This is a genomic window from uncultured Thiodictyon sp. (assembly GCA_903837595.1).
Classification (GTDB): Bacteria; Pseudomonadota; Gammaproteobacteria; order Chromatiales; family Chromatiaceae; genus Thiodictyon.
Map to the genome: position 1 here is coordinate 1 of CAILVI010000445.1, position 18930 is coordinate 18930.

17 protein-coding genes and 3 pseudogenes are annotated in these 18930 nt (G+C 66.8%); 6 read left to right on the top strand and 14 right to left on the bottom strand.

Annotated elements, in window-relative coordinates; translation table 11 throughout:
- Positions 1-163 precede the first annotated feature (163 nt).
- From QZY44_RS26415 to QZY44_RS26435, 6 genes and pseudogenes are all read right to left on the bottom strand, one after another.
- Complete coding sequence (locus tag QZY44_RS26415) at positions 164-1396, bottom strand: SIR2 family protein (protein WP_295455150.1); 1233 nt, start codon at positions 1394-1396, stop codon at positions 164-166.
- A 255-nt stretch (positions 1397-1651) separates the two neighbouring features.
- Positions 1652-1987, bottom strand: a pseudogene (locus QZY44_RS35955) (toll/interleukin-1 receptor domain-containing protein); the annotation flags it as partial.
- Positions 1988-2360: 373 nt separating this feature from the next.
- A complete protein-coding gene (locus QZY44_RS26420) occupies positions 2361-3740 on the bottom strand; it encodes a hypothetical protein (RefSeq protein WP_295455152.1) in 1380 nt (459 codons plus the stop codon).
- 122 nt (positions 3741-3862) lie between these two features.
- Positions 3863-4126 (bottom strand): Txe/YoeB family addiction module toxin, encoded by a 264-nt coding sequence (locus QZY44_RS26425; RefSeq protein WP_295455155.1) that lies wholly within the window; start codon positions 4124-4126, stop codon positions 3863-3865.
- A gap of 1 nt (position 4127) precedes the next feature.
- Positions 4128-4395, bottom strand: a pseudogene (locus QZY44_RS26430) (type II toxin-antitoxin system prevent-host-death family antitoxin).
- A gap of 253 nt (positions 4396-4648) precedes the next feature.
- A complete protein-coding gene (locus QZY44_RS26435) occupies positions 4649-5338 on the bottom strand; it encodes a VIT family protein (RefSeq protein ID WP_295455156.1) in 690 nt (229 codons plus the stop codon).
- A 294-nt stretch (positions 5339-5632) separates the two neighbouring features.
- Here QZY44_RS26435 and QZY44_RS26440 point away from each other — a divergent pair, with 294 nt between their 5' ends.
- The 3 genes from QZY44_RS26440 to QZY44_RS26450 are packed head-to-tail and all read left to right on the top strand — an operon-like array spanning position 5633 to position 9988.
- Positions 5633-7459 (top strand): assimilatory sulfite reductase (NADPH) flavoprotein subunit, encoded by a 1827-nt coding sequence (locus QZY44_RS26440; protein ID WP_295455157.1) that lies wholly within the window; start codon positions 5633-5635, stop codon positions 7457-7459.
- 17 nt (positions 7460-7476) lie between these two features.
- Entirely contained in the window at positions 7477-9183 is a 1707-nt protein-coding gene (gene cysI, locus QZY44_RS26445; protein ID WP_295455159.1) for an assimilatory sulfite reductase (NADPH) hemoprotein subunit, read from the top strand.
- On the top strand, positions 9176-9988 hold the full coding sequence (locus tag QZY44_RS26450; RefSeq protein WP_295455161.1) for a phosphoadenylyl-sulfate reductase: 813 nt from the start codon (positions 9176-9178) through the stop codon (positions 9986-9988). Before cysI ends, QZY44_RS26450 begins: the two co-directional genes overlap by 8 nt.
- A 28-nt stretch (positions 9989-10016) precedes the next feature.
- Here the strand turns inward: QZY44_RS26450 and QZY44_RS26455 are convergent, their stop codons facing one another.
- On the bottom strand, positions 10017-10397 hold the full coding sequence (locus tag QZY44_RS26455) for a hypothetical protein (RefSeq protein WP_295455163.1): 381 nt from the start codon (positions 10395-10397) through the stop codon (positions 10017-10019).
- A gap of 772 nt (positions 10398-11169) precedes the next feature.
- Between QZY44_RS26455 and QZY44_RS35960 the strand changes: the two genes are divergently transcribed.
- The 3 genes from QZY44_RS35960 to QZY44_RS26465 all read left to right on the top strand — a co-directional run bounded on the left by QZY44_RS35960 (position 11170) and on the right by QZY44_RS26465 (position 11881).
- Entirely contained in the window at positions 11170-11256 is an 87-nt protein-coding gene (locus tag QZY44_RS35960; RefSeq protein WP_365305327.1) for a type II toxin-antitoxin system RelE/ParE family toxin, read from the top strand.
- Positions 11257-11259: 3 nt separating this feature from the next.
- On the top strand, positions 11260-11547 hold the full coding sequence (locus QZY44_RS26460; RefSeq protein ID WP_295455166.1) for an XRE family transcriptional regulator: 288 nt from the start codon (positions 11260-11262) through the stop codon (positions 11545-11547).
- A gap of 103 nt (positions 11548-11650) precedes the next feature.
- Positions 11651-11881 (top strand): hypothetical protein, encoded by a 231-nt coding sequence (locus QZY44_RS26465; protein ID WP_295455169.1) that lies wholly within the window; start codon positions 11651-11653, stop codon positions 11879-11881.
- Between the two features lie 389 nt (positions 11882-12270).
- Here QZY44_RS26465 and QZY44_RS26470 read toward each other — a convergent pair whose 3' ends face one another.
- From QZY44_RS26470 to QZY44_RS26500, 7 genes and pseudogenes are all read right to left on the bottom strand, one after another.
- Positions 12271-13182, bottom strand: coding sequence for a LysR substrate-binding domain-containing protein (locus QZY44_RS26470; protein WP_295455171.1), 912 nt, complete (start codon positions 13180-13182; stop codon positions 12271-12273).
- Between the two features lie 15 nt (positions 13183-13197).
- On the bottom strand, positions 13198-14703 hold the full coding sequence (locus tag QZY44_RS26475; protein ID WP_295455174.1) for a hypothetical protein: 1506 nt from the start codon (positions 14701-14703) through the stop codon (positions 13198-13200).
- Between the two features lie 105 nt (positions 14704-14808).
- Complete coding sequence (locus tag QZY44_RS26480) at positions 14809-15705, bottom strand: alpha/beta fold hydrolase (RefSeq protein WP_295455176.1); 897 nt, start codon at positions 15703-15705, stop codon at positions 14809-14811.
- A gap of 127 nt (positions 15706-15832) precedes the next feature.
- Positions 15833-16252, bottom strand: a complete 420-nt coding sequence (locus QZY44_RS26485) for a UPF0158 family protein (RefSeq protein WP_295455178.1) — start codon at positions 16250-16252, stop codon at positions 15833-15835.
- Entirely contained in the window at positions 16249-18459 is a 2211-nt protein-coding gene (locus QZY44_RS26490) for a TIR domain-containing protein (RefSeq protein ID WP_295455180.1), read from the bottom strand. Before QZY44_RS26490 ends, QZY44_RS26485 begins: the two co-directional genes overlap by 4 nt.
- Positions 18460-18530: 71 nt before the next feature.
- The gene (locus QZY44_RS26495) at positions 18531-18704 is read right to left on the bottom strand and encodes a hypothetical protein (RefSeq protein ID WP_295455182.1); all 174 of its coding nucleotides are present in this window, start codon (positions 18702-18704) and stop codon (positions 18531-18533) included.
- 3 nt (positions 18705-18707) lie between these two features.
- Positions 18708-18930, bottom strand: a pseudogene (locus tag QZY44_RS26500) (type III pantothenate kinase); the annotation flags it as partial.

Genomic DNA, 18930 nt, shown 5'->3' on the forward strand with positions numbered 1-18930 from the left:
CCCCCGGCTCCCAGCCCCCCATGCCTCCCAGCGACCCGACCGCTCTTCACCACCCTCGTTGGCGATTACCCGCGTCATTCACCAGCTATAGGCGGGTTTAGGTCGCCATCGACACCTCCCGGAAGTCCTGGATACGCTCGGGATCTGTGCCGCCCCGGCGCATTCAATAGTCGAGCGAGACGATCCAGTCCTTCACCTCATCCAGGCGCGGGTCCGGGTCGCCGCTCAAGAGCGGGGTCAGGTCCTGCGACACGGGCCGGCCACGACCCTCGTCGTCCGAGCCCACCCGCGCCGCCCGCCAGGTCAGGGTGCGCAGGGCCGGAAAGCCGAGCGCCAGCCAACTCTCGATCTCCAGCGGCCGGTCCGGTAGCGAGGTCACCTCCACCCCGCTGCGGGTACGTGACAGGTTGGTCACGTATTCCTGGCGGTCCGTGCGGATCGAGATCTGACCGGAGGTCTGACCGGCCGCCAGCAGCCGCTCCGCATAGTCGCGCCCGTCGCGCCCGCAGAAGGCGAGCGCGATGGCCTTGAGCACGGTCGACTTGCCGACGCCGTTGTCGCCCAAGAGGACGCTCCACTGAGGGTCGAGTTCCAGGCACAGGTCGGTGAAGAGGCCGATATTGCGGAGGTGGACCTCCCGGATCAGACCGGGCGAGCCGTCACGCAGGGTCCCGGCGGACTCGAACGAGCTAAACCCGTGGGCCTGAAGCCGCCGACTGGCAATCGCCTCGGCCAGATCATTGATGAAGGCGTCGACCGATTCCTCGGCCTTGTCCTCGGGAACCGGGATCACCTGGATACCGTAGCGGTCGAGCAGATAGGCTGCCTTGGTCTCCCAGACCTCGCCCGAAACCGCCACCAGCGCATCATGCCGCCGGCTCGCCCCCTTGATCCGCAACCCGCCCAGATAGTCCTGGATGCCCTTCAGGCTGCACCCCAGGAAGAGCAAGGTCCGCGAGACGAAGAGCGACTCCATGAACTGGCCGAATCCCTCGTTGCGGGCGACCTCCTCCTCGTACTGGGACGGAGACAGCATCACGGAGTCCGGGTCACACAATTTCCCGTAGAGTTTGCCGATGAAGAACTGCTTGCTCGACAGGGCACCAAGCAGCTGTTCGGTGTCCTTGGGGGTCAGGGCGCTATCCGGTAACGGGGAAAAAGTCCGCTCCAACAGAGTGTCGAAAGTGGTGGTTAGGGCGGCGGAGAGTCGCAGTCCCGCCAAGCGTCTATACCGCTCCGGGAGCGCCGCCCCATCGCGATCGAAGACACTGCCCAAGAAGGCTTGGAGGTCCGCGGTTCGTCCGCTTCCATTAACGGAGCGAACGATGGCGTCAGCGACGAGATCGACCTCGCTTTCTAGTAAGGCGGCCTTAAGTTTGCGGACCTCATCGGACACCAGAACCCCAGAAGCGGCTGCCCAGTCGAGGAGTTGCCCGATAAATGGGACCCAGGTCGGATAGTCAGCGCCAGCACTCAGGCCTGTACCAGCGTAGAGGACGCAGTTACCAGCGAGGCAGGCGTCGACTAAATCAATCGGGGGCGCGGGTCTCGGAAGATCTTTCGGAAGTTGCGATTCAGGTAGCGGTTCCGCGGTCCATGGCGAGGATGCGTGCAAGACGCAAACCAGACTTTTCAATTCGTCCCGCTTAAAGATATTCGCTGAATGGATATCCATCAAGAAATCAGGCAGGTTGCAGGGCGTGACCCTCACGGGGATCACCGGAACGCCAAGTCTTACGCTGTCCCAATAGGCCATCGCCTCTGTCAACTCCAGGTTGGCCGGTCGGCGCACGTGAGAAGCGCGATCGTTAGAGCAAACCGCAATGACGCACCAGGCTTTCCTCAGCGCCGACTTGCGCTCGTTGAGGGGTCGCTGCCCCGGTCTCAACTGATCATCGGCAATCCAGACTCGAAAGCCGTTATGCTCAAGGGTGCGGCCAAAAGCCTGGGCATGCGATAAATCGGGAGTGTCGTAGTTAATGTAAATCCACGGTTTCTCATGTGACCCGCCGCCTTTGTCTGAGGGAGCCCACCCGCCCGGGACCGAATCGTGAGGTTCATTCTATCTCGCCAACACACCACGACGAGAAGAATATCCCAGCAGAGCCTCTTGTCGAACCCTGCGCGCAACTCAGCCCCAAAGGGGCGTCACATACCAGCCCAGGGCAACGCCCTGGGACGGCTCCGTTTTTCCATCAGCCCTGAAAGGGCGTGACATCGGTGTCTCGCCGATCCGCGGCGTCCATCTGTCACGCCCTCTCAGGGCTGGCATCAATTGGACGGCCAAACCAGGGCGTTGCCCTGGGCTGGTATGTGTGACCCCGTTGGGGTCAGGCGGAAAGGCCGGGAGAAATCTCGTCTCACCCAGCATCTGGCCCATCTGCGGCGCCACCCAAAGCGCCCCCGACCGCACCTCCTCCGGTATCGTCGATCGCGCCCTCGGCCGCAATCGTCCCCTGGTCGCCCGCCAAATCCAACGCCCGCCGCAACTCGACAACCGCGGAGGTCGCCTCGCCCTGCCCCGCCAGCGTCCAATACCTGGTATGGCCGAAGAACCCCCGGCGCACCGGCGTCTGCACCGCCAAATCCCGAATACCCTGCCCAAACACCGGCGCCAGCGGCCCGCCGATGGGGTCGCCCCGCACCAGGAAGCGGGTCGGAAAATAGAGGTTGGTCCAGCGGGTGGGGGCGAACGGCGCGGCATGGTGAGGAATCCAGCGCGCACCCCGCCAGCCCGACGATCGATGGGCAAAGGTCCGCCCCTCGCGGGTGTCTTCGAGCGCGGGCGGGCAGGTGGGCAGTTCCCGGTCCGCCTGCCGGGCGGCCAGGTCCTCCGGCCCCTTGGCCAGCAGCAGCCCCGCATAGGCCAGCGGACTACCGAGGGTGATGAAGTCGGTGATCAGCCAGGGGCTGCCGTTCGCCTGTAGTTCCTTGAGATAGGCCCCCTGGGCCTGACGGTAGGTCGCAGCATCGAAGGGCTCGGCACGCGCCAACTCCACCAAACGATCCAACGCCGCCGTCTGGGGCTCGGCACCGGCTGGCGGACGCTCCAGCCGGGTCGCCCAGAGATAGGTCAGGATGTCGTAGCCGATGACGCTGCCCAGGCTGTGACCGACCACCAGGATGCGCTGGTACTGACCGCTGTCCTGGAGCTTCTTCAAGAGCTCCACGCCCTTGGTGCGGATCTTCTGGCGGTGCTCCACGTTGTCGGGCGCACCGTGAAGATAGCGCGCCGCGTCACCGATGTACTTGACCAGGAAACCACCCGCCAGGGCGGACAGCAGGCCGCCGGCCAGCCCGATCGCCCCGGCAGGTACCGGAATCCAGTCGCCCGGCTTGGGCATTCCGTAGGCATAGAGGGTCACCAGGACCGCCAAGACGGACCCGGCCAACAGCCACCAGATGGGCCGCAGTGGGGCCGGGATACGGGACGGGGGGCGCAGGACCAAGAGGCGCAGCCAGGCCGTCACCTGCGCCATCCGGGTGTCGCGCCCCAGATAAGCCCAGTAAAATTCGAAGAAATCAGTGCGGACCTCGGCCCGATTGCGGCCGGTGGTGAGGCGGCGCAGCTCGAAGCTCCCGGAGATGTCGTCCGGCTTGCTCCAGACGGTCGGGGCGCCATAGGGGTGATGGATGGCGGTGTCCTTGCTCCACACCGCGTCCACAAAGCCCCTCAGGGTCTCCATGGGGATCTGCTCGCCGATCCCGTGGATCAGGACCACCGCTTGTTTCTTGGCCATCGCGCCCTCCGCTGTCGTCGCTCGTCAGTCGTCCGAGGATTGGTGCTGGCCGCGGGTGCTGCCGCGGCGCGTGAATCGTGCCACCAATCAGCGGGGTCGGTAAAGGGTCGCACTCAGCGAGGTCAATAGTGATAGCGACAGGCGATGACGGTCAGGTGCACTGCGTCAACCGCATAGACAAGCCGGTTGCCGTCATCGATACGCCGGGACCAGAACCCGGAGAGGTTCTCCCGCAAGGGCTCGGGCTTGCCGATCCCGGCGACCGGGGTTCGCAGGGCATCAGCGATCAGGACGTTGATGCGCTTGAGGGTCTTTCGATCCTGTCCCGGCCAATAGCGATAGTCAGCCCAGGCTTCCCCGGTCCAGGCGAGCCGAAGAAGCGCCATCCTAGTCTTCCATCAAGTCCCGCTCCAGCGTCTCACCACCGCGATATTGGGCGAGGGACCGGGCAAGGTGGGCGGCATTGGCCGGGGAGCGCAAGAGGTGGACGGTCTCCATCAGGCTGTTGAAGCTGTCGAGCGACATGACCACCGCGGACGGGGCGTCGCGACGGGGCGTCGCAACGGGTGATCACCGTATAGTCCGCGTCACGCGCGACGTGGTCCAAGACTGCCTTCAGGTTGTTGCGGGCATCGGTGAAGTTGATGGTCTGCATGGGCGGAACCTGTATCGTTTGATGTACCAATATCGCGTGACTGGGGCTTGAGGTAACGGCCATGGCAGCAGGACCAGCCACCCCAGGTGATGACAGTGCCCGTGGGAGCGGCTTCAGCCGCGATGCGACCTCGCAAGCTGTCGTGGTTTCGTCGCGGCTGAAGCCGCTCCCACCAAGTCGCGGCGCGACTTTCGCGGTAAAGGAGTACCAGACCAGCGCCCATCCGCTCCGGAGTCCGGGATGATGACGACCCTCAGCCCACCGTCCCCCACAGCGCCCCGACCCCCGCCGTCACCGCCATCGCCAGCGCCCCCCAGAAGGTGACGCGCGCCGCACCGACCGCCATTCCAGCGCCACCGGCCCGCGCGGCCCAGGCGCCCAGCGCCGCGAGGAAGACCAGTGAGGTGCCAGCCACCACGGGAATCAGATAGGACCTGGGGCTCAGTGCAGTGACCAGCAGCGGCAGGGCCGCGCACACGGCGAAGCTCGCGGCGGAGGCCAGGGCAGCCTGGATGGGGCGGGCGCTGAAGGCATCGGAGATGCCGAGCTCGTCGCGGGCGTGGGCGCCCAGGGCGTCATGGGCCATGAGTTGGTTCGCCACCTGGGTGGCCAGGGCGGGTTCCAGGCCGCGCCGGACATAGATGGCCGCGAGTTCCCGTTGCTCGGCGTGGCAGTCAGTGGCGAGTTCCCGGCGCTCCTGCTCCAGTTCGGCCGCTTCGCTGTCGGCCTGTGAATGGACGGAGACATACTCCCCCGCGGCCATCGACATGGCCCCGGCCACCAGGCCGGCGACCCCGGTGGCGAGCAGGGTCCCCTGGGTGGCGTTGGCGGCGGCCACGCCGAGCAACAGGCTCCCGGTGGAGACGATCCCGTCGTTGGCCCCCAATACGGCGGCGCGCAGCCAGGCGATCCGGCCGGTGCGGTGGCGTTCCCGATGTCTCATACCTTACTACTCCTGAGATCGCGGACTTGGGTGGGTAGTGTACCCGGGTCGGCCCGGGAGCGGTCCGTCTGAGGCCTCGCCCTCCAGTTGGAAAGCCTGGGGCTAAACAAGCAGTGCATCCGAATATCCTTAGGAGAGATACAAGAAAATAAGAAATCGTTTTTCAAGATTTTCCCAGTCGCCATACTTCCTACCCATAAGACAGACGTCGGCGCGGTTTCTTAAGCCGTCCACCCATCACGACATGCGACCTCAAGCCATTGTGCAAGAGACTCAAGACACCCGGCAGTAACCATGAAGACAACGAACACCTCGAACCAACTGCCGCTTTCCCCGCTGACCAGCCCACTGGACGAGCGGCAGTTGGCGCGTCTGCAAGCGGCGGCGGTGGACCTGTCGCCGCTCCAGTTGGCCTGGGTCAGCGGCTATCTGGCGGGCCTAGGCGGGCTGACGACCGCTGCCAACCCCAGCCGCGAATCGACGGCCGAAGAACCCGAGGCCGGTCCGACACTCACCATCCTCTATGGCTCCCAGACCGGCAACGCCCGTGGGGTGGCCGAGTCATTGGCCGCGCTGGTGCGGGCGCGGGGCACCGAGCCGCGGCTGCTCTCCATGGCCGACTACCGCCCGCGCGACCTGACCCGCGAGCGGCTGCTGCTGGTGGTGGTCAGCACCCAGGGCGAGGGCGAGCCCCCGGAGAGCGCCCGCGAGCTGCACGCCTTCCTGCACGGTAAGCGGGCACCGCGTTTGGAGGGACTGCGCTATGGGGTGCTCGGGCTCGGGGACTCAAGCTACGAACACTTCTGCAAGACGGCCAGGGACTTCGAGGAGCGCTTCAAGGCCCTGGGCGGTCAGCCGCTGCTCGCCCCTCAGTATTGCGACGTCGCCTTCCAGGAAGCGGCGAGCGCCTGGTCACAGGCGGCACTGGAGCGGACGGCGGAGCACCTGGTGCCACGGGAGGCACGCATCATCCAGATGCCCGGCACGCGCCCGGCCCCAGCGGCAACGCTGGCGCGCGACCCGGCGGCGCCAGTCATCGCCCACCTGCTGGAGAACCGCACCCTCACCACCGCGGACGCCGTGGGCGAGGTCCGCCACCTGGCCCTGGCCATCGATCCGGCCGCCCTGAGCTACACCCCCGGTGACGCGCTCGGTGTCTGGTTCAGCAACGATCCGACCCTGGTGGATGAGGTGTTGCAGGCGACCGGTATCGACGGGGACGCCGCGGTGACCCTGGGCGGTGAGGCCAGCGACCTGCGCGAGGCGCTCGCCAGCCGACTGGAACTGACCCAACTGCACCCGACGGTGGTCAAGGCCTGGGGCGCCCTCAGCGGCTCCAAGTCCCTGGCAGCCTTGGGCGAAGACCCCGCGCGCCTGCGGGACTATGCCGCCAGGCACCAGTTCATCGACCTGATCACGCAGCACCCAGGCCGGCCGAACGCCGCCGCCCTGGCCGCCGCGCTGCTGCCGCTGCGCCCACGGCTGTATTCCATCGCTTCGAGCCAGGCCGAGTTCCCCGACGAGGTCCATCTGACGGTCGCCCGTCTGAACTATGCGGTGGGTGGGCAGGAACGCACAGGCGGTGCCTCCGGCTTCCTGACCCGGCGCCTCACTGAGGACGCGCCGGTACGCGTCCACCTGGCAGAGAACCCGTCCTTCCGGTTGCCGCGCGACGGTGACGCCCCGGTGATCCTGATCGCGGCCGGCACCGGCGTGGCGCCCTTCCGGGCCTTCCTGCAACAGCGCGCCGCCCAGGGAGAGCGCGGGCGCACCTGGCTCTTTTTCGGCAACCGTCATTTCCGCCGCGACTTCCTCTATCAGCTCGACTGGCAGGCGCACCGCCGCGCCGGTGTACTCAACCGCGTATCCGTCGCCTTCTCCCGCGACCAGGCGGACAAGCGCTATGTCCAGCACCGACTCGCCGAACAGGGCCGCGACCTCTATGCCTGGCTCCAGGACGGCGCCCATCTTTACGTCTGCGGCGCGAGCGCCATGGGCCGCGCGGTCCATGAGGCCCTGCTGGACCTGATCGCGGCGCAGACCGGCGGCGACCGGCAACAAGCCGGGGAGCGGCTCGACGACCTGCGGCGCGCCGGCCGTTACCAGCGCGACCTCTATTGACTACGAGACAGCCACCCATGAACGCACTGAGTACCCCCATCGCCCCCCAAGAGCTGAACAAGGCGCGCAGCCGGTTTCTGCGCGGCACCTTGGCGGACAGCCTGGCGGATGAACTGACCGGCGCCATGGCCCCAGACGACGATCAGATCGGCAAGTTCCACGGCTTCTATCAGCAGGACGACCGGGATGTCCGCGCCGACCGGCGCGAGCGCCTGCTCGAGCCCGAGTACAGCTTCATGCTGCGGGCACGCCTGCCCGGCGGTGTCTGCACCCCGGCGCAGTGGCTGACCATCGACCGCATCGGGCGTGAGCTGGCCCAGGGCAGCGTGCGCCTGACCACCCGCCAGACCTTCCAGTACCACGGCATCCCCAAGGGAGACCTGCGCTCGGTCATCCAGGGCATCCATCAGGTGCTGCTCGACTCACTCGGCGGCTGCGGCGATGTCAACCGCAACGTCATGTGCAACCCCAACCCGGACCAGTCGGCCCTGCACGGTGAGGTCTATGACTGGGCGCGGCGCATCAGCGAACACCTGCTACCCCAGACCCGCGCCTATCACGAGCTGTGGCTCGATGGCGAGTGCGTAGCGGGCGGCGAGGAGGAGTCCGAGCCGATGTACGGCGCGACCTATCTGCCGCGCAAGTTCAAGATCGCGGTCGCCGTCCCGCCCCACAACGACGTGGATGTCTACGCCAACGATCTGGGCTTCATCGCCATCGCCGACCGGGCCGACCCGACGCGGCTGCTGGGCTTCAACGTGCTGGCCGGCGGCGGCATGGGCACCACCCACGGCGACAAAACCACCTTCCCGCGGCTGGCGGACGACCTGGGTTTTGTCACGCCGGACCAGGTGCTGGCGGTGGCCGAGGCGGTGCTCACCACCCAGCGTGACTTCGGCAACCGCGGCGACCGCATCCATGCACGGCTCAAATACACCGTTGAGCGGATGGGCCTGGCGGCCTTCCGATCGGAGGTCGAACAGCGGGCAGGAATCACCTTCGCCCCGCCCCACCCCGTCCGCTTCACCGACCACGGCGACCGATACGGCTGGGTTCGGGGGACCGAAGGCCGCTGGCACCTGACCCTCCATATCGAAAACGGGCGGCTGCGCGACCTGCCCGGCCGAGCGCTGCTGACCGGGCTGAGGGCCATCGCCCAGATCCACCAGGGCGATTTCCGCATCACCCCCCATCAAAACCTGATCGTCGCCGGGGTGCCCGCCCGGCAGAAGAAGCGGATCGAGACTCTGGCGCGGGAACACGGGCTGCTGGTGGACGGTCTCTCACCGATCCGCTTAGGCGCCATGGCCTGCGTCGCCTTCCCCACCTGCCCGCAGGCCATGGCCGAGGCGGAACGCTACCTGCCCGACCTGCTGACCCGGGTCGAGGCCCTGGCCGCCGGCCACGGCCTGGCGGACCAGCCGATCGTGATCCGCATGACCGGCTGTCCCAACGGCTGCGCACGGCCCTTCCTGGCAGAGATCGGGCTGGTGGGCAAGGGACCGCGGACCTACAACCTGCTGCTCGGGGGCGACGGCAGCGGGACCCGGCTCAACACACTTTACCGCGAGAACATCGCCGAGGCGGAAATCCTGGACACCCTGGACGGGCTCTTTGCACGCTACGCGCAGGAGCGCACACCCCAGGAGCGTTTCGGTGATTTCGTGGTCCGGGTCGGCATCGTGCGGCGCGTCGAGAATGCAGCGAGTGACTTCCATGACTGAACAAGCCATCCGCCACGCCCCCTGGGGCGTACCCGTCCGCCACGCCGCCCCGCGGGGGTTGCGCACTGGTGCGGCTCATGACACACACACCGGCGATCCCCGCCGGCGGCAGGAATTTCTGGACCAGGCCAACGCCGAGCTCTCCGCGCTCGATGCCGCGGGTCGCGTCGCCTGGGCACGCGACCACCTGCCGGGCGCACAGGTCCTGTCCTCGAGCTTCGGCGTCCAGGCAGCGGTCATGCTGCACCTGGTCAGCCAGGGCATCCCCCGCATCCCGGTGGTCCTGATCGACACCGGCTATCTGTTCCCGGAGACCTATCTCTTCATCGACGAACTGGTGGCGCGCCTGGATCTCGATCTACGGGTCTACCGTTCAGACATCTCCCCCGCCTGGTTGGAGGCGCGCCACGGACGCCTGTGGGAGAACGGGGTAACCGGCATCGAGCACTACAACCGCATCCACAAGGTGGAGCCCATGGGCCGCGCGCTGCGAGAACTCGGGGTAGGCACCTGGTTCGCCGGCCTGCGGCGGGTGCAGTCCCAATCCCGCAAGGACATCCCGGTACTCCAGGTGAAGGACGGTCGCTACAAGGTCCACCCGATCATCGACTGGACCGACCGGGACGTGTACCACTACCTGAAGCGCTACGATCTGCCCTACCACCCGCTATGGGAGCAGGGCTATGTCTCGATCGGCGACCATCACTCCACGGTCCCGCTCGGCGCCGGCATGACGGAGGAAGAGACCCGTTTTTTCGGCCTCAAGCGCGAGTGCGGGCTGCATGAGTTCCTGGTGTCCACCTGAAGGGCCGGCCTGACACGCCATTAGCGCACTAAAGCCCCCTCATCTTGCGGGCGGCCTCCACCATGTGCGAGACCACATGGTGCGCCAAGGCGCGCTCACGCGCCGACAGGTAGTCCTCGGCCTGCGGGTCGGCAAGCGTTGCGTCCCAGTTCGCCAGCATGTCCTCAAGGTCCTGGCCTTTGGCACCGATGATGGCGCGGCCGAACCGCAGGAGGTGGGCCTCACGTTCCCCGCAGTTCTCAACGACCAGGAAGGTCTCAAGCCCGGCCTCGTCGCGCTCCAGTGCGACGCAGGACCGCTCGAGAAACGCGGCGATGTCCAGCTCGTAAAAGTCATGGTCCAGCGCAACTGCCGTCGTCTTGGCGGCATCGTGAATGTAGGCGTAGTTGGTGTTGTTCAGGACAGACATATCGGCCTCTCATCAGGTTGCTGTGGTCCGGGTACCGCGGGTGTTCATCGCATCCGCGACGCCCGTCTTTGTGCATTTCCCCCTGTGTAGACTACTCTGACTGCACACATCTGCAAGAAAATCACTGTAAAATTTTATTAACTATCAGTTGCTTGAACCAAAAAATACGCGTCGCGTGCGGGACTGAACCCGACCCCCGTGTCGCAGGACCCCGCTGTCGAAAGCGCTGAACAGGGGGTATGAACGATGGTTGGGTCTACCACTACTGGCGGAGGGTCGATAGATAGGCCAAACCCGGCATCGATCGCTGATAGTATTGCCAGAACCAATACACGGACATAGTGGCTTTCCTAACTTTTCCTGTAAGGATTTTCTGACAGCGAACCGTCGGCGACATGAGATTCTGTTTAACCAGTCCCTCACCCCGGCTATGCTTGGCACCGCAACCGCCCCGGAGCCCAGCCGATGCGACCCCGCTGCCCGCCTATCACGCCCGTGCCGGCCTGGCTCGGCTCGACCTGAAGGACGGCATCCGCCGGCTGGCCGAGCGGCTGCTGGTCCTGGCTGAGGGAGAGCCCGACGGCCGCATCGCGGTCACCCGCATCCATGAGGACCTCTATCCGGGCAGCCCCCGGGCCAGTGCGAACCCCTCGCTGAAGCGACTGCTGCGTGACTTGTCAGCAATATCGAAATTTTTGTATAATTTTGCCGATGAAAGACGCCATCTTTCTGGGGACCAGCAAGGCCGATCTGCGGGACTTTCCCGACGAAGCTGCACTGCTTTCCAAAGAAGACACAGAAGACTGCGCCACACGATATCGAGCTAGCGCGGCAACGGTACAAGCAAATCGGAGCATGAGCGATGACCGAAATCGTCAAAGGCGATGAAAACTTGTTTTTGGCCCTGGGATTTCCGCCCCACGAGGCGGAAATTCTGCAATTGCGCGCCGAGCTGATGGGACAGTTGCGTCTTTGGATTCAAGACAGCGGGCTGACCCAAGCCGATGCCGCCGAGCGACTTGGTGTGACCCAGGCGCGTGTCTCCGATCTGGTGCGCGGCAAATGGAAGAAGTTCAGTCTGGATATGCTGCTCACGTTGGCCGCCAAGGTGGGAATGCACTTCCGGCTGGAGTTGAGCCGGGCGGCTTGAGCAAAGGTATTTGTGCCAGGCTCATGTTTTTCGGCATAAGTCAGGCTGGCGGAGTTAATCGCGCCTAGTCCCTTTACCTGCTGGGCGGCGGAGTTGAGGCATCATGATCCCGAACCTATCGGCGCGGAACATTAAAGCCGCAGTCCGCCAGATCGACCGCGAAGGCTGCGACAAGCGCCGCGCGTCGACGAAGTTCTGCCTCGTGGTGGGGGACCGCCACTATCCGCCGAAGTACGTCATTTCGCTCGCCGTTGAGCAAGCTCGGGGCCGGCTGCTTACACCGCAAGAGTTCTCGGGTGGCAATGAGACCAACGCAGTCCTCACCGACCGATGAGCTCGTCCTGATTCTCGGCTGCCACGACCTCAATATGTTCAGCCCACGCGGGCGGGCGAACCAGAATCCACAGGGCGACCGCCGCAAGCGGTGCGATGCGATGCGATGCTGGCCAAGGTTCAAGAATTCAAACCGTCGGTTGTCCTCCACCACCCGCACAGTACGGACACGCCCAACATCTGGAGATTGCCGTGGTTGGAACTCCAGAAGGCGGTTCCGAGCATCAGGGTCTGGGCATCGGGCATCGCCTACTACCACTACGACAACGACCCTCCCCGTCAGCGTCTCGCTCAAGTCCTCCAATTCACGCAAGGTGGCGAGGCCTGCCTCGACGTCACGACTCACACACTCGTTCGATAGGGTGCAGCCATAGCATCGATCGCCCCCCCCTACCGCCCCCGCCGATTCAGCTGCGCCGAGGCCTCCTGAAACAGGTCGATGAAGCGCCGCTGGAAGCGCTGCAGGTATTTGTCCCGCAAATAGGCGACCTTGGTCACCTCCCAGGGGAACAGGTGGCTCAGGTCGCGGCGGCCCAGGTCCGCATCCAGGGTCGGCTCATAGGCCAGGTCGGCAATGATCCCGATGCCCATGCCCTCGCGCACATAGGTCTTGATCACGTCGGTGTCCGCCGCACTCAGCACCACGCGTGGACGTAGCCCCTCGCGGGCAAAGGCGGTGCTGAAGTTGCCGCGCCCGGTAAAGCCGAACACATAGGTGATCACCGGGTACTCGCATAGCAACTCCAGGGTCATGGCGGGGGCCGCCAGCAGCGGATGCCCCAGGGGGGCGATGGCGCAGCGGTTCCAGCGATAACAGTGGACCGCCTCCAGGGCCGGCTCGTTGGCCAGGGCCTCGGTACAGATGGCCAGATCCACCGCGTCGCGCACCACCAGCTCGACCAGTTGGCCCGGCGTGCCCTGGTGGATCTGCACCTCCACCCCCGGAAACTCGCCGGCAAAGCGCCTGACCACCGGCGGCAGGATATAGCGCGCCTGGGTATGGGTGGCCCCGAGGCGCAGGGTCCCGCTGGTCACCCCCGCCTGATCACGCCCCACCGCGGCCACGCTGGCCGCCCCGGTGAGGGTCTGGCGCGCGTAGACCACGGCCGCCGCCCCCGCCTCGGTGAGCCCAGAGAGCCGCTTGCCTTGGCGGTGGAAGAGCCGCGTACCCAGCTCGTCCTCCAGTTGCTTAAGGTGCTGGGACACGGCGGACTGCACCAGATGGAGGCTCTCCGCCGCCCGGCTGACGCTGAAGCCGTTCTCCGCCAGGGTGACCAGCGAGCGCAATTGGCGCAGTTCCATGTACGGCCCCCGCGCTTATGGCACCCCCGACACCGGCCGCATCTCCACATCGCAGCTCCCGCCGAGTTGGACCTTGGTAGGGCTGCCGCCGCCCTGGCAGGACTCGCCCCGGTCCTTGACCCGGCAGGTGATCTCCACCGGGTGGCCCTGATTGATCCAACTCGGGGTCTTGCGGTAGCGCCCGACCGTCTTGAAGGCGCAACCGGCCGGCACCCCATAGGGCGGGCAGGAGGCCGGGCTACGCAGCGACACCTTGCGCCCGTCGACCACAAAGTCGGGGTAACGGTCCACGATCTGGATGGCGTCCCCTTCCGGCCTCTCCTCGAACAGGAATTGCTTGAAGCTGTAGCCGTCACCGGCTGCGGCGCCCACCTGGATGCGGGTATCCGCGAGCAGCGCGTAATCGCCACCACGGCTGGCCACCGCGCCCGAGATATATTCCACCCGGTCATTCTTGGGGAAGCACTTGCCCATGGCCGGGGCGTGATAGTAGTGGCGCAGTTCCTTGAGATCCGCCAAGGGCGTACCGGGGAAGATCTCCGCCAGGTCCGCGTCACTACCGTAGAGGATACGCTCCACGTCGCCCACGTTCTGGGTATACATCGCCTGGAGCTTCGCGTAGTCCGGGTCGGCGGCCAGGTCCGGGCGCATGAAGCAGGAGGTCAGGCCCGAGATCTGGGTCAGATACTCGTCCCAGATGTTGTATTGGGAGACGGACGAGGAGGCGCCTTGGAAGTCCCCGGGGAAGCCGCACCCCTTGCCGCGCTGGCACTGACCGACGGCGCGGTTACGGATGGAGAGCGCGATGACGTTGCGCTCGCAAGTGCCGTAGGCATTGCAGCCGCGCTTGAGATGCCCCTCGTGCAGGGCGGTGCGCATCACATAGTCCAGGTGCTTGGCGCGGGCGAGCTCGGCCTCAGAACCCAGGCGCACATTGGCGCGGATGAAGCCGTCCCAGGCACCGGCCAGGGCGGCGCGCCGGCCGGTCAGGGAGCGATTGGCCGCCTCACACTGCGGGGACGAGTGAAAGGCACGGACGATCCTGTCGAGGCTGGTCGCCCCCTCGCCGCCGCCCTTGCCCGAACGCGGTGGCGGATCGAAGAAGGGCGGCTTCTTGAGCGCATAGAGCTGGCGCACGTCGATGACGTTCTTCACCCCCGGCGCGCAGTGGTGGTTCTGGACCTCCAACTTGGCGCGCTCGGCCGCCGTTTGCTTGAAACGCTGCGTATCCGCAGCGCTCGCCCGGCGCGGGTCGACCACCACCTCAAAGCCCACGTAGGGTGTGCCCTGCCCGTCGGTCAGCGGCTTGCCGTCACGGATCACCAGACAGGGGATGACCGAGGTGCCCTGGGTCAGGGTACCCGCCGGGGCGCCGGCCCCGGGCACCCCCTCCGCGCTGTAGAAGGGCACGGTAAAGGGCCCATTGAACTTGTAGATCGTCATCACCGGCGTGGCCGGGATGCCCGCCTGGGTGGCCTGGGCGGTGAGGAGCAGCAGCAGGGCGGTGAGTCGATAGCGCATGGTGTGAGTGAGACTCCGGTGAAGGGCAGGCGAAGGTTAGCATCCCGGACGGGTGCGGTGTTGCTTGGGCCACGCACCGGAGTCCAAGGCCCGGCGCCGGCGGGATCAGGTCCCGGCCCAGAACCGATCCAGCGCCGCCACCAGCTCCGGCAGGCGTTCCCACTGTGGCAGGCCCATGTTCGGAGCCACTTTCTCGTACCGCCAATTCGGATGGACGGCGACGAATCCGGCCAGCCCCTCGAAGGTCACATAGGGGTCGCGGTCGGCGATGGCCAGGACCGGTAGGCTGGCTGGCAGGAGTGCATAGAGCCGTGCCGGCGCATCGCGGGTAAAGAGCTGCATCGACAGGAACATCAGGGGGGCGTGGCGGGCGCCCGGCTGGTGCGAGGTCGCATAGGCATAGTCGATCACGGCCGGCACGGGCTTACCGACGAATGACTGGCCGAGATAATAGTTAATGCTCGGGCGCGATGAAACCAGAGCAAAGGCGGCAGCCCCCAGCCCCGGCAGGGTTAGCAGCCGGTGCAGCGGCCGGCCGATCGCGGGACCGAACGGCTGGCGCGCGCTGAACCCGGTCGGCGAGATCAGGGCCAGTGAGACGATCCGCCCCGGGGCCTTGAGCGCCGCACGGGCGGCGAACTCGCTGCTCAGCGACAGGGCCACCACATCGGCCGGCTGCTTCACCACCTGCTCCAGGAAGTCGACCAGGGCATTGGTGAAACGATCCGCCGAATAGGGACCGACCGGGCGGTCCGAATGGCCGAACCCGGGCAGGTCCAGGCTATAGATCGGGCGCTGCCCGCGATAGTGATCAAACAGCGGTTTCACCTCGAAGCTGCTCGGCGCAGCATTGACGCTGTGCACTAGGACCAGCGGCCGACCGCTGCCGGCGGTGTCCCCGTACCAGGCCACCCGCTCGCCCGCGCGGGTCATCAGGTTCTGGCGCGGGGCGGCGAGCGCCTCGGGGAGTGGCGTACGGATTGGGGTCGAAGTCTTGGTCATGAGGCTCTCCAGCAGGTTGGCCGGGGCTCGGAGCGAGCCGGGGGCGTCTATTGTCGCACCTGGGAGCGCCGACATGCTGTCGGCGAGGACACAAAGCACCAGTAGCAAGCGCCTGGGAGCAGAGCCCCTAATCGACCAATTCAATCCCCTCGCCCGCCGCCCAGTCGCGCAGGACCTCCAGGGTCCGGCGGCGCTCATAGTCGTACCAGAGGTCCAACTGGTCGCGCTCGTCCAGCAGGTCCTTGAAACGCGGGTAGGCACCGCGGTGGCGAAAGATCGCCTGGACCTCCTCCTGCGCCTCCGGCAACTGGTCCGCCACGAAGTCGAAGATCAGCGCCTGACCGAGGTCCAGGTCGTACTTGTTCGGGACCGCCAGATAGCGGGCCGAACCGGCCAGCTCCACCACCACGCCCTTTGGCTCGTCGCCGCCCTCCCCGACATAGCGGAACTCACCGGTCTCCCGGTCCAGATAGGCCGCGGCATCGACCACGGCGCCGGCACTGGCGAACATGAAGGCGTCTTCCAGATCGGCGATCCTGATTTTCATGGGTTGTTCCTGTCGGGGGGTTCTGTCGGTTGGGCGTCGGGCGCAACCCCGGGCGTCCAGGGGTGTTCCGCCAGCCAGCGGCGGATGTCTTCTCCACCGGGGCTCTCGATTAACTCATAGATACCGCGTGCCGCGTGCATCCAAAATCGCGCGCCCGGACGGTCGCCCAGCCGCTCCAATACCTGACCGTAATTCTCGCAAGTGGTTGCCTCGCCGCGACGGTCGCCGATCTCGCGGGCGATGACGAGGCGCTGCCCATAGCAGCCAATGGCCTTGCGCAGCTCGCCTAAGTCGGCCAAGACGCCGCCGAGGTGACCGAGCGCGGCACCCTCGCCGCGGCGGTCGCCGATCTCGCGGGTGATCACAAGCTGCTGCTCGTAGAAGTCGATGGCCTTGCGCGGCTCGCCGAACTGCGCCCAGGCAACGCCGAGATTGCCGAGGTGAGTCCCCTCCCACCGACGCTCGCCGAGCCGGCGGGCGGCGATGAGTCCGGACTCCAGCCAGCGCAGGCGCTCGCGCGGATGCAGACGCAGACCGAGCACATCGGCACCCGCATCCGGGTAGTCCATCGCCAGCCGGGTGGCACTCTCCGCCTGCTCGGCCGCCGCCCAGGCCTGGCCGGCGGCGATCTGTCCGGCATCGGCGTCATAGGCGGCGAGGCCGGCGGTGCCCCCATCGTGGCCCTGGAGAAAACGCTGGTCCGCCGCCCGCAGGACAGCGAGAAAATGGGCACTGTGCCGCCCCCGAGCCACCGCGAGGTTCTCCGGGCTGGGTCCGGGCGCAACGGTTGGGATCGCTGTTGGGCACCAGTACCAAGGGGCCGCGGCGATGGGCCACAGCAGGTCGTGCAGCCGGTAGCGGCGGGTGTTGCCGTCCCAGCGCAGCAGGCTGCGGTCGATCAGGTCGCTGAGCGATGCCTGTGCCGCCTTGGGCCCGGTGAGCCCCCAGACGGCGGCGGCGGCCACCCGGTCGAACGGGGCCGGGAAGCAGGCAAGCGACTGCCAGCGGGCGGCCAGACTCACGTTCTCTGCCAGCAGGCGGTCGGCCGCGAGTGTCAGCACGGCGCCGACCCGGCCGCGCACCGGCGCGTCGCTCGGCAGCACCGCCAGGCGGGTCACCTCGCCCTCGATCTCGGCGAGATACTCATCAAGAGGCACCTGCGGGTGCGTCGCCAGGTGCGAACCTGCGACCCGCAGCGCCAGCGGCAGCCGGTCGCACGCGGCGGCCAGTCGATCCAGATCCGCTGCTGCATCGGCGCGACCCTCGCCCAGGATGCCGGCCAGCAGTGCGCTCGCCGCGGCCGGTGCCAAGGGGTCCAGATCGCGCTGCTCGCCCAGCGCAATGCGCCGCCGGGAGGTGAGAATCATTGCCGCCGGCAAGTCGGGTATGAGCGGCGCGACCTGCTCGACCCCGGCCGCATCGTCGGCCAGGATCAGTACCCGCCGTCCGCTCAAGACATCGCGGTAGATCGCCTGGACCTGGGCCGCGTCGCCGGGGAGTCGGCGCCCGGGCGCGAATGCACGAATCACCCAGGCCATGGCGTCCACGGCGGTCAGTGGACCCTCGCCGGCCCCGCCCAGCGGAATCAGGACCTGACCGTCCGCAAAGCGGTCCTTGAGGCGGTGCGCCGCATGGACGGCGAGCGCGGTCTTGCCGAGCCCGCCCTGGCCGGCCAGGGCGCAGATAGCCACCGAGCGGCCGGCGGTGAGGCACTGCACGGCCCAATCGCGGTCGGCGCTACGGCCGGTGAAGTCGGGCAGGTCCGCGGGGAGCTGGAAGCGGGGGTCGGGGGCGCTCCAGCCACCACCCGGGCGGCTGCCGGTAATGCCCCAGACCAGGCGGCCGACACCGGCCGGGTAGACCCCCTGGCTCAGATCCACCCAGGTACGACTCATGTGGAAGAGTGACATTTCTGGTCGCTGCGGGGCACCGGGCAGCAAAACCGGGATCACCAGGCATTGCTCCCGCTTGGCCAGAGTCAAGGCGGCCCGCAGCTGCTCGCTGTCCCAGGAGCCGGAACCGCCGATACAGACGAGGACCGCGGGGGCGTCCAGTGTCCCGGCGGCAAGCCGCTGCGGCCAGGACATTCCCGGCAGGTCCATCGCGTCGAGCCGAACCCGCAAGTCCTGCGCCTGGAGGCGACGGTGTAACTCCTGGATCAGGTGCTTATCGGCGCTGTGGTGGGAGAGTAATACGTCATAGTCCATAGCTGACCAACCGCATCGAAAATGCGGGCCTAATAGCAGAAAAGGCGACGCGACGCCAGACGGCTACCCGTTCACGGCTTGGCCACCGGCCCGCCGCCCGGCTCGGCCGGCTCCCCAAGCAATCGGATCTGCCCCGGGGCCGTCGCGAGCGGCGGCAGGGGCGGATCACGGGGGCTCTCGCGGGTCCACCCCCAGATGAATAGACCGATATTCGCGATCAGCAGGAATAGGACGAGCCAGCGCATGATTCAGTCGCCGTCCTTCGTGGAAGGGGTCATCACCAACCGCGCCAGTCCGCGCAGGACCAGGTCCGGCACCAATTCCACGGGGCGGGCGATGCAGGGGACGAGCCGTGGGCCATCGCCCCCGGTGATCAACAGGGCCGGCGGCGACACCGGTTGCCCGCCGACGGTCGCGGACAACTGATCCCAGAGTCGCTGGTGCAGCCGTTCGGCCAGGGCCGCCAGGGCG

Excerpts from the sequence above, each read along its gene's own strand:
- QZY44_RS26420 (WP_295455152.1), bottom strand. The coding sequence starts at position 3,740 with ATGGCCAAGAAACAAGCGGTGGTCCTGATCCACGGGATCGGCGAGCAG.
- QZY44_RS26425 (WP_295455155.1), bottom strand. The coding sequence starts at position 4,126 with ATGGCGCTTCTTCGGCTCGCCTGGACCGGGGAAGCCTGGGCTGACTAT.
- QZY44_RS26435 (WP_295455156.1), bottom strand. The coding sequence starts at position 5,338 with ATGAGACATCGGGAACGCCACCGCACCGGCCGGATCGCCTGGCTGCGC.
- QZY44_RS26440 (WP_295455157.1), top strand. The coding sequence starts at position 5,633 with ATGAAGACAACGAACACCTCGAACCAACTGCCGCTTTCCCCGCTGACC.
- cysI (WP_295455159.1), top strand. The coding sequence starts at position 7,477 with ATGAACGCACTGAGTACCCCCATCGCCCCCCAAGAGCTGAACAAGGCG.
- QZY44_RS26450 (WP_295455161.1), top strand. The coding sequence starts at position 9,176 with ATGACTGAACAAGCCATCCGCCACGCCCCCTGGGGCGTACCCGTCCGC.
- QZY44_RS26455 (WP_295455163.1), bottom strand. The coding sequence starts at position 10,397 with ATGTCTGTCCTGAACAACACCAACTACGCCTACATTCACGATGCCGCC.
- QZY44_RS26460 (WP_295455166.1), top strand. The coding sequence starts at position 11,260 with ATGACCGAAATCGTCAAAGGCGATGAAAACTTGTTTTTGGCCCTGGGA.
- QZY44_RS26465 (WP_295455169.1), top strand. The coding sequence starts at position 11,651 with ATGATCCCGAACCTATCGGCGCGGAACATTAAAGCCGCAGTCCGCCAG.
- QZY44_RS26470 (WP_295455171.1), bottom strand. The coding sequence starts at position 13,182 with ATGGAACTGCGCCAATTGCGCTCGCTGGTCACCCTGGCGGAGAACGGC.
- QZY44_RS26475 (WP_295455174.1), bottom strand. The coding sequence starts at position 14,703 with ATGCGCTATCGACTCACCGCCCTGCTGCTGCTCCTCACCGCCCAGGCC.
- QZY44_RS26480 (WP_295455176.1), bottom strand. The coding sequence starts at position 15,705 with ATGACCAAGACTTCGACCCCAATCCGTACGCCACTCCCCGAGGCGCTC.
- QZY44_RS26485 (WP_295455178.1), bottom strand. The coding sequence starts at position 16,252 with ATGAAAATCAGGATCGCCGATCTGGAAGACGCCTTCATGTTCGCCAGT.
- QZY44_RS26490 (WP_295455180.1), bottom strand. The coding sequence starts at position 18,459 with ATGGACTATGACGTATTACTCTCCCACCACAGCGCCGATAAGCACCTG.
- QZY44_RS26495 (WP_295455182.1), bottom strand. The coding sequence starts at position 18,704 with ATGCGCTGGCTCGTCCTATTCCTGCTGATCGCGAATATCGGTCTATTC.